The organism is Pseudomonas sp. (genome assembly GCF_049645325.1).
Taxonomy (GTDB): domain Bacteria; phylum Pseudomonadota; class Gammaproteobacteria; order Pseudomonadales; family Pseudomonadaceae; genus Aquipseudomonas.
Genome location: NZ_JBARTQ010000346.1, coordinates 1 through 6,114, shown reverse-complemented (window position 1 = coordinate 6,114; position 6,114 = coordinate 1). Strand labels below are relative to the sequence as shown.

General features: G+C 60.5%; 4 protein-coding genes. 2 read left to right on the top strand and 2 right to left on the bottom strand.

All coding sequences use genetic code 11. From position 1 onward, the window contains the following. Nucleotides 1-25: 25 nt before the first annotated feature. Nucleotides 26-1,099 (bottom strand): DUF748 domain-containing protein, encoded by a 1,074-nt coding sequence (locus WBB95_RS15460; RefSeq protein ID WP_424488380.1) that lies wholly within the window; start codon nucleotides 1,097-1,099, stop codon nucleotides 26-28. A 124-nt stretch (nucleotides 1,100-1,223) separates the two neighbouring features. Here WBB95_RS15460 and cysK point away from each other — a divergent pair, with 124 nt between their 5' ends. After that, nucleotides 1,224-2,198: a cysteine synthase A gene (gene cysK / locus WBB95_RS15455; RefSeq protein WP_424488379.1), complete on the top strand. Its 975-nt coding sequence runs from the start codon at nucleotides 1,224-1,226 to the stop codon at nucleotides 2,196-2,198. A 144-nt stretch (nucleotides 2,199-2,342) separates the two neighbouring features. Further along, nucleotides 2,343-3,281 carry an aspartyl/asparaginyl beta-hydroxylase domain-containing protein gene (locus tag WBB95_RS15450; RefSeq protein ID WP_424488378.1) on the top strand — a complete coding sequence of 313 codons (939 nt, stop codon included), beginning with the start codon at nucleotides 2,343-2,345 and terminating at the stop codon, nucleotides 3,279-3,281. 74 nt (nucleotides 3,282-3,355) lie between these two features. Here WBB95_RS15450 and acnA read toward each other — a convergent pair whose 3' ends face one another. Continuing rightward, the gene (acnA, locus tag WBB95_RS15445) at nucleotides 3,356-6,097 is read right to left on the bottom strand and encodes an aconitate hydratase AcnA (RefSeq protein WP_424488377.1); all 2,742 of its coding nucleotides are present in this window, start codon (nucleotides 6,095-6,097) and stop codon (nucleotides 3,356-3,358) included. Nucleotides 6,098-6,114 lie beyond the last annotated feature (17 nt).

The window sequence follows — 6,114 nt, the reverse complement described above, 5'->3', positions numbered from 1 at the left end:
TCGCGAGCAAGCCCGCTCCCACATTTCAGTCCGCGCTAGGCTTGGGCTGCTCATACCGCGCATTAAAGGCCTGAATAAAACCATTGCGCAAAATCGCCAAAAACGCTGAGAACGCGCTGATATCTTGCTGGTGCACGCTGCCACTGAGTTCCACGCGGGTGGCAAACTGGTTTTTATTCTGGTTCTTCAGCACGGTCTCGCTGGCGCCGACCACGGCCTCCCAGATTGAACGGAAGATGCCTTTATCCTTGTTTTCCACGTCCTGCTGCCAGTTGAACACCTCGACATTGCGCAGCAATGGCTTGATATAGCCACTCAGCTGGCCTTTTTCCGCTTGGGCTTCAACCACCACATCACCATTGCCGGCGTTGAAGTCGAACTTGCCATAGGCGGAAGCGAAGTCGTTCAGGCGCTTGAGTTGAATGTCCTTGGCGCGAAAACGGAATTCGAAGTCTTCGAAGTTGCTCAGCGGGTCGAAGGCTGCGGTGGCTTCCAGCGGGGCCTGGCCCAACAGCAAGGCTTTGCCGTCGAAGCTGGCGTCACGCTTGCCTTTGACGTCGACCACGTTGGTAAGGTTGTAGAAGCTGGCATTGACCTCGGTGGCGTAAATGTTCACCGCCGGCTTGGAATTGAAGTTGTGGAAGGCGATCTTGCCGTCCTGAATGCGCACTTCGTTGAGGGTGATCGGCAACAATTTGCTCAGTTGCGCACGCCAGTCGGTGCCTTTACCGGTCTGGGAGGCCTGTTGGTTGCCGCCGTCGACGAAATTCAGTTCGGGCTGGAAGAACTGCACCTCGGCCACCACGGCGTGGTCGTACCACAACGAATGCCAGCTCACCGACAGGTCGATCGACGGCGCCTTGACGAACGGCACCGGCACCTTGCCGTCAACCTTGACGATCTGCAGGCCGTTGATCTTGTAGGCGCCGCGCCACAGCGCCACGTCGACGTCCGTGACCTGGCCACGGTAATCGCCCATGTCCGCGAGTTTGTCGTTCAGGTAGTTGCGCACCAGGTAGGGCAGGGCGAGGTCCAGGGCGATCAGTACTACCACCAGCACGGCGACAATCCATAGCAGCCCACTGTAGCGACGTTTCATAGTGAGGTTCTCCAACGTTATAGGCGATGGACCGCGCAGGCGGGCGCAACGTTCCTCTGACTGGACGCTTCCAGGCCTGAGGCATACCCTTGAGGCCTTCTTGAAATCGCCTTAAGGACCCGTCATGAGCCGCATCTTTGCAGACAACGCGCACTCCATCGGTAACACGCCCCTGGTTCAGATCAACCGCATCGCCCCGCGTGGCGTGACCATCCTGGCCAAGATAGAAGGGCGTAACCCGGGCTATTCGGTGAAGTGCCGAATTGGCGCAAACATGATCTGGGACGCCGAAAGCACCGGCAAACTCAAGCCAGGCATGACCATTGTAGAACCGACTTCCGGCAACACCGGCATCGGCCTGGCGTTTGTCGCCGCCGCCCGTGGCTACAAACTGCTGCTGACCATGCCCGCGTCCATGAGCATCGAGCGGCGCAAAGTGCTCAAGGCGCTCGGCGCCGAACTGGTGCTGACCGAACCGGCCAAGGGCATGAAAGGTGCCATCGACAAAGCCAGCGAAATTCTCGCCAGCGACCCGGCCACCTACTTTATGCCGGCCCAGTTCGACAACCCGGCCAACCCGGCGATCCACGAAAAAACCACCGGCCCGGAAATCTGGAACGACACCGACGGCGCCGTGGATGTGCTGGTAGCAGGCGTGGGCACTGGCGGCACCATCACCGGCGTGTCGCGTTATATCAAGAACATTGCCGGCAAACCTATCCTGTCGGTGGCCGTTGAGCCGATCGTATCGCCGGTCATCACCCAGGCGCTGGCCGGTGAAGAGATCAAGCCGAGCCCGCACAAAATCCAGGGCATCGGCGCCGGTTTTGTGCCGAAGAACCTCGATTTGTCGATGGTTGACCGCGTCGAGCTGGTGACCGACGACGAATCCAAGGCCATGGCCCTGCGTTTGATGCAGGAAGAAGGGATTCTGTGCGGCATCTCGTGTGGCGCCGCCATGGCCGTGGCCGTGCGCCTGGCCGAGAAACCGGAGATGCAGGGCAAGACCATCGTGGTGATCCTGCCGGACTCCGGCGAGCGCTACCTGTCGAGCATGTTGTTCAGCGACTTGTTTACCGACCAGGAAAACCAGGCCTGATGAGGGTGGCAGGTTGATTTATGTCAGCCGGTCAGCCCGGGCCTTCTGCATAATGGCCCAACTGTTTATCATGGCCGGCTGTTACGTCTGGTTTCCCGAAGCTGGGAGGTTGCTGGCCAGGCGCTTATTTCCAGGAGTTGCTGCATGACCTTTTCTTTGGCCGCCAAACTGTCGGTGCTGGCGCTGTTTATCGGCAGCACGCTGTATGTGCACCTGCGTGGCAAGGCTCGTTTGCCGTTGTTGCGCCAGTTCGTCAACCATTCGGCGCTGTTCGCCCCGTATAACGCCTTGATGTACCTGTTCTCGGCCGTGCCGTCCAAGCCGTATCTGGACCGCAGCAAGTTCCCGGAACTGGACGTGCTCAAGGACAATTGGGAAGTGATCCGCGAAGAGGCCATGCACCTGTTCGACGAGGGCTACATCCGCGCTGCCGAAAAGAACAACGACGCCGGTTTCGGTTCGTTCTTCAAGAAGGGCTGGAAGCGTTTCTACCTCAAGTGGTACGACAAACCGCTGCCATCGGCCGAGGCGCTGTGCCCGAAAACCGTGGCGCTGGTCAGCAGTATCCCCAACGTCAAAGGCGCCATGTTTGCGCTGCTGCCGGGCGGCAGCCACCTCAACCCGCACCGCGACCCGTTTGCCGGTTCCCTGCGCTACCACTTGGGGCTGTCGACCCCGAACTCCGACGACTGCCGCATCTTTGTCGACGGCCAGGTCTATGCCTGGCGCGACGGTGAAGACGTGATGTTTGATGAAACCTACGTGCACTGGGTGAAGAACGAAACCGAATACACCCGAGTGATCCTGTTCTGCGACATCGAGCGCCCGCTGAGCAACCGCGTCATGACCCGCCTCAACCGCTGGGTCAGCAAGCAGTTGGGTCGCGCCACGGCACCGCAGAACCTGGATGACGAACGTGTTGGCGGGATCAACCAGGCGTATGCCTGGAGCAAGAATTTCACCGATAAGTTCAGCGGTAGGGTCAAGCAGTGGAAGCGCAAGCATCCCAAGGCGTACCGCATTGCGCGGCCGGTGTTGGCGGTGGTTGTGTTGGTATTGCTGTGGAAGTGGTTGTTCGGCTGATCTGAATGCAGTCAACACTGTGGGAGCTGGCAAGCCAGCTCCCACATTGGATCTCCACTGTTCTGAAGATTGCCTTATGAGGCGATCAACTGACGCAGCACATAGTGCAGAATCCCGCCCGCCTTGAAGTATTCCACTTCGTTCAAGGTATCAATCCGGCACAGCACGTCGACCCTCTCCGTGCTGCCATCTTCCCGCGTAATCACCAGTGTCAGGTTCATCCGCGGTTCGACCTCGGCGTTCGTCAGCCCGAGGATGTCGACTTTCTCCTTGCCCGTCAGCTTCAGCGACTTGCGGTTCTGATCCAGCTTGAACTGCAGCGGCAGCACGCCCATGCCGACCAGGTTGGAACGGTGAATGCGCTCGAAGCTCTCGGCAATCACAGCCTTGACCCCCAGCAGGTTGGTGCCTTTGGCCGCCCAGTCGCGACTCGAACCGGTGCCGTATTCCTGCCCGGCGATCACCACCAGCGGCGTGCCCGAGGCTTGGTATTTCATGGCCGCGTCGTAAATCGGCATTTTCTCGCCGGTGGGGATGTACAGCGTATTGCCGCCTTCTTCGCCGCCGAGCATCTCGTTGCGGATGCGGATGTTGGCAAAGGTGCCGCGCATCATCACTTCATGGTTGCCCCGGCGTGAGCCGTAGGAGTTGAAGTCTCGCGGTTCCACGCCTTGTTCGCGCAGGTAGTGGCCGGCGGGGCTGTCGGTCTTGATGTTGCCGGCGGGGGAGATGTGGTCGGTGGTCACCGAATCGCCCAGCAGGGCCAGCACGTTAGCGCCCTTGACGTCTTTGATCACCGGCAACGGGCCGCCAATGTCATCAAAAAACGGCGGGTGCTGGATATAGGTGGAGTCCTTCTGCCACACGTAAGTCGCGGCCTGTGGCACTTCAATGGCTTGCCACTGTTCGTCACCGGCAAACACCTCGGCGTATTCCTTGTGGAACATGCCCGTGCTGACCTGCGCCACGGCGTCGGCGATTTCCTGGCTGCTGGGCCAGATGTCTTTCAGGTACACCGGCTTGCCGGATGGGTCATTACCCAGCGGCTCGCTGCTGATGTCGATGCGCACGGTGCCGGCCAGCGCGTAGGCGACCACCAGTGGCGGCGAGGCCAGCCAGTTGGTTTTCACCAGCGGGTGCACGCGCCCTTCGAAGTTGCGGTTGCCGGACAACACGGACGCCACAGCGAGGTCGGCTTTCTGGATGGCTTTTTCAATCGGCTCCGGCAACGGCCCGGAGTTGCCGATACAGGTGGTGCAGCCGTAGCCGACCAGGTCAAAGCCGAGTTTGTCCAAATACTGTGTGAGGCCTGCCGCCTTGTAATAGTCGGTCACCACTTTGGAGCCGGGCGCCAGCGAGGTTTTCACCCAGGGTTTGCTGGTCAGGCCTTTTTCTACGGCCTTTTTCGCCACCAAGCCAGCGGCCATCATCACGCTCGGGTTGGAGGTGTTGGTGCAGGAAGTAATCGCGGCAATCACCACGGCGCCGTTTTTCAGGCGATAGGTTTGGCCGCCGTATTCATAGTCGGTTTCACCCACCAGGTCGGCGTTGCCCACGGCGACACCGCCGCCGCCCTCACTCTCCAGGCGGCCCTCTTCCTTGTTGGTCGGTTTGAATTGCAAGTCGAGGAAGTCGCTGAAGGCTTGGCCAACGTTCGGCAGGGAAACGCGGTCCTGAGGGCGTTTTGGCCCGGCCAGGCTGGCTTCGACGCTGCCCATGTCCAGCGCGAGGGTGTCAGTGAACACTGGCTCCTGGCCAGCGTTGCGCCACAGGCCCTGGGCTTTGGTGTAGGCCTCGACCAGCTTGACGGTTTCGGCAGGGCGGCCCGACAGGCGCAGGTAGTCGAGCGTTATGTCATCCACCGGGAAAAAGCCGCAGGTGGCGCCGTATTCCGGGGCCATGTTGGCGATGGTGGCGCGGTCGGCCAGGGGCAGGTCGGCAAGGCCGTCGCCATAAAACTCGACGAATTTACCCACCACGCCTTTTTTACGCAGCATCTGGGTGACCGTCAGCACCAGGTCGGTGGCGGTAATGCCTTCTTTCAATTTGCCGGTCAGCTTGAAGCCGATCACTTCCGGAATCAGCATCGACACGGGCTGGCCGAGCATTGCCGCTTCGGCTTCGATCCCGCCCACGCCCCAACCGAGTACGCCCAGGCCGTTGATCATGGTGGTGTGGGAGTCGGTGCCCACCAGCGTGTCGGGGAAGGCGTAGGTACGGCCGTCTTCGTCCTTGGTCCACACGGTGCGGCCCAGGTATTCAAGGTTGACCTGGTGACAGATGCCGGTGCCCGGTGGCACCACGCTGAAGTTGTCGAAGGCGCTCTGGCCCCAGCGCAGGAAGGCGTAGCGTTCGCCGTTGCGCTGCATTTCGATGTCGACGTTCTGCTCGAACGCGCTGGTGCTGCCGAACTTGTCGACCATCACCGAGTGGTCAATCACCAGGTCGACGGGCGAGAGCGGGTTAATGCGCTGCGGGTCGCCCCCGGCCTTGGCCACGGCGGCGCGCATCGCGGCCAGGTCGACCACGGCGGGCACGCCGGTAAAGTCTTGCATCAATACGCGGGCCGGACGGTACTGGATCTCGCGGTCGGACTGGCGCTCTTTGAGCCACGCGGCGATGGCCTTGAGGTCGGTGCCGGTGACGGTCTTGTTGTCTTCCCAGCGCAGCAGGTTTTCCAGCAGCACCTTGAGAGACATCGGCAGCGTGTCCAGGTCACCCAGGCTCTTGGCGGCTTCGGGCAGGCTGAAGTAGTGATAGGTCTTGTCGTCGATTTGCAGCGTTTTAAGGGTTCTCAGGCTATCAAGGGATGACATTACATGACTCCTTATGG

Excerpts from the sequence above, each read along its gene's own strand:
- WBB95_RS15460 (WP_424488380.1), bottom strand. The coding sequence starts at position 1,099 with ATGAAACGTCGCTACAGTGGGCTGCTATGGATTGTCGCCGTGCTGGTG.
- cysK (WP_424488379.1), top strand. The coding sequence starts at position 1,224 with ATGAGCCGCATCTTTGCAGACAACGCGCACTCCATCGGTAACACGCCC.
- WBB95_RS15450 (WP_424488378.1), top strand. The coding sequence starts at position 2,343 with ATGACCTTTTCTTTGGCCGCCAAACTGTCGGTGCTGGCGCTGTTTATC.
- acnA (WP_424488377.1), bottom strand. The coding sequence starts at position 6,097 with ATGTCATCCCTTGATAGCCTGAGAACCCTTAAAACGCTGCAAATCGAC.